The following is a 2790-nucleotide window of genomic DNA, read 5'->3' on the forward strand; positions in this document are numbered from 1 at the left end:
GCTTCGCGTTTGAACTCTTCTGTAAATTCTCGCTGCTTCAATTCTAAGTCTCCTGTCAGTTTTGTCTAACAGAAGCCCTCCACTTTTGAAGGGGAAGTCCACACATGTATCAACACGCGTCAGGCGACGTGGGGCGGGTTTTATCAATGGGAGTTTGAAAAGGACGGAAGGGAACTGAGAGTGAGGGTAGATGGGCAGCTGAGCTTCAACTCCTCGATATCGCAGATCGATGCGGCCGTGCAGGGTTATGGGATCGCCTACGTACCGGATGATCTGGTCGAGCAGCACATCGCCGACGGCAGATTGCAAGCGGTCCTCGACAACTGGAGCGAACCCTTCACAGGATATCATCTCTACTACGCAAGCCGTCGTCAAATGTCACCGGCTATGAGGGTGATTATCGAGGCGTTGCGGTATCATGCCTGATCCTGAGATGTGTCGGTGTGTCTTCCAGGAAGAGCCCCATTCCCGGCCGTGCTGGAAAACTTTTCCTGATCACTCGCCTTGAACGGGCTCGAACCGCCGACCCCTTCATCCATTGGCTAAATCAGTGTGAAATATTCCAACACGGCCAGATACTTACTCTCTAATATCTACTGTGGCGCCGGAAGCGAATCTGCCGATGATAGCTTAAGACTCGCGATGGCTAACCCGCGTCTGCGTTTCGCCGGCCAGCGCAAATATCCCCGCCTCCGAAAATCATTATCGCCACCCACAGCTTGAATCTGTCACATCACAACTTTGGTGCTGATCCGCTCTAAGAGTGATTGCAATTTCGTACCTGGCCGTGTGATGTCATGGCGGTTCAACGATCAAGACTCAAGATGAAAATTCTCTCATACAATCCTGGCCACGACGGCGCGATCGCATATCTCCAGGACTCCCGCTTGATGTTTTCGATCGAGGCGGAAAAGGACTCCGGTTACCGATACTCGTATGTGTCTGTAGCCGACGTCCTCGACGCCATTGGCGAGATTGATGATTTACCGGATGTCATATGCATGGGAGGATGGTGGCCCCGCGACCACCACGAGTATCTTCATGGATCGCACAGGAACTCGGGTTATCGGGGCGTCTCGGGCTCGGGCATCATTGTGGACAAGGGTCGGTTGCTTCGAGGCAGGGTCAACTACTTCTCTTCGTCGCACGAGCGAACGCATATTCTTTGCGCCTTCGGCATGTCGCCTTTCCCGAAAGGCACTGCATGCTACGCGCTCGTCTGGGAAGGAGAGATGGGCTCCTTTTACGAGATCGATCCGGAGCTCAACATCACGCTGATCGGCGATGCGCTCACACAGCCCGGAAACCGATACGGACTTCTCTATGGGCTGGCTGATCCCTCCTTTCCGAAGTACGGGCCCTACGCCCGCGCCTCTGACGCCGGCAAGTTGATGGCGATCGCATCGTTCTCGACACGCGACATCCCCACGGCGGAGGAGCAGCGACTGATGAGCTTCCTGTTGCGCGATCCCTACCGAAAGCTCAGCGATTACGACCGGATCGCAGACGCGACGCACCTCAATGTGGGACTCGACGACGCAGAGTTCCGGAACTTCGCAGGCATCTATAGTGATGCGATCTTCGATCGCTTTTACAGATTTGCGAAGGAGAATCTGAAAGGCGGGCTGCCACTCCTGATCGCGGGCGGCTGCGGTCTGAACTGCGACTGGAATTCCAAATGGAGGGACACCAATCTCTTTTCTGAGATCTTCGTTCCCCCCGTCGCCAACGACTCGGGATCGGAAATCGGCACCGCTATCGATGCGCAGTTCTGCTTTACTGGCAATCCGAAGATTGACTGGAACGTATACTCGGGTAGTGATTTCCGGGCGGACAGTCCTGTCGACCCGAGCAGGTACGACATCTATGAGAAGGATGATAGCCGGATCGCGGAAATGCTGGCTAACGACCTTATCCTCGGATGGGCGCACGGCCGCTATGAGATCGGACTTCACGCAGCCTTCGATGTAACATCTCTTCATCCGGGGCTTTCCATTTATTGGACCGTTCGGTAATAGATCTGACGCATTCAAAGTCGTCCAAAACAAATGCTTTAGTGCAGCCCTAGCTTGATCGCTGTCGCTGGGGCTTTTCTTTTTTAGCATCTTCTGTAATACAGAAGATGCATTAAAGGCCGCCCGTCATAGTTGCCTTGGTGTAGAGCCCCGGATTTGACCTACCGTCTGCCGGGGCTTTCTATTTTAAATGGCACGTTGAACCTTTTTCCCGCTAAGCGCGTTTATTGGGCGGAGGAAGTTTTATGGGTTGGTTCATCGGATTTATGACGGTCGCATTGCTTGCCCTAATTGGCTTTATGATCTGGTCGGAGCGCAATCACAGATGACAGTTCTCAATTTCGCGTTTTCAGATCAGGTATTGCTCATTGCAGGGGCTGTACTGGCAACAGTCTTGGCATTCACTCTTCTTTGGTGGTTACCAAAGTGATTTTTTGAAACGACGCGTCAACCTTAATGAGGCAAATGGAAAACCCGCATGACCCCAGCTCATCCACCCCTGATTCAGGGCTTTCTTTTCAGTTTCTATGGCCATAATTGCCATGTGGCTTTGCGATGAGTAAACTTGTTTCTTTGTCATAGTCCCAACAAGAGAGGACTATTTCGTTGGGGTGGATTTTAAGGCGGGGTGGCATGGCACAACAATTACATTTCTTTTCAACACACATGGGGCGTAACCGCTGTTTCGGCCCCACATTTTCTCGCGCTGTTTGATCTGCGAAGGGCTTTTCATGGATGGATGAAGGAGTTTCCCCATGTGGCCTACGGTGGAGTT

1 protein-coding gene and 1 pseudogene are annotated in these 2790 nt (G+C 52.7%); both read left to right on the plus strand.

Going from position 1 to position 2790, the window contains the following annotated elements; translation table 11 throughout:
- Window positions 1–99 precede the first annotated feature (99 nt).
- A pseudogene (locus WH356_RS23920) lies at window positions 100–426 on the plus strand (LysR substrate-binding domain-containing protein); the annotation flags it as partial.
- A 464-nt stretch (window positions 427–890) separates the two neighbouring features.
- Window positions 891–2015, plus strand: coding sequence for a carbamoyltransferase N-terminal domain-containing protein (locus WH356_RS23925; protein ID WP_339515391.1), 1125 nt, complete (start codon window positions 891–893; stop codon window positions 2013–2015).
- Window positions 2016–2790: the final 775 nt, after the last annotated feature.

Source organism: Ochrobactrum sp. MYb379 (genome assembly GCF_037479515.1).
Lineage (GTDB): Bacteria > Pseudomonadota > Alphaproteobacteria > Rhizobiales > Rhizobiaceae > Brucella.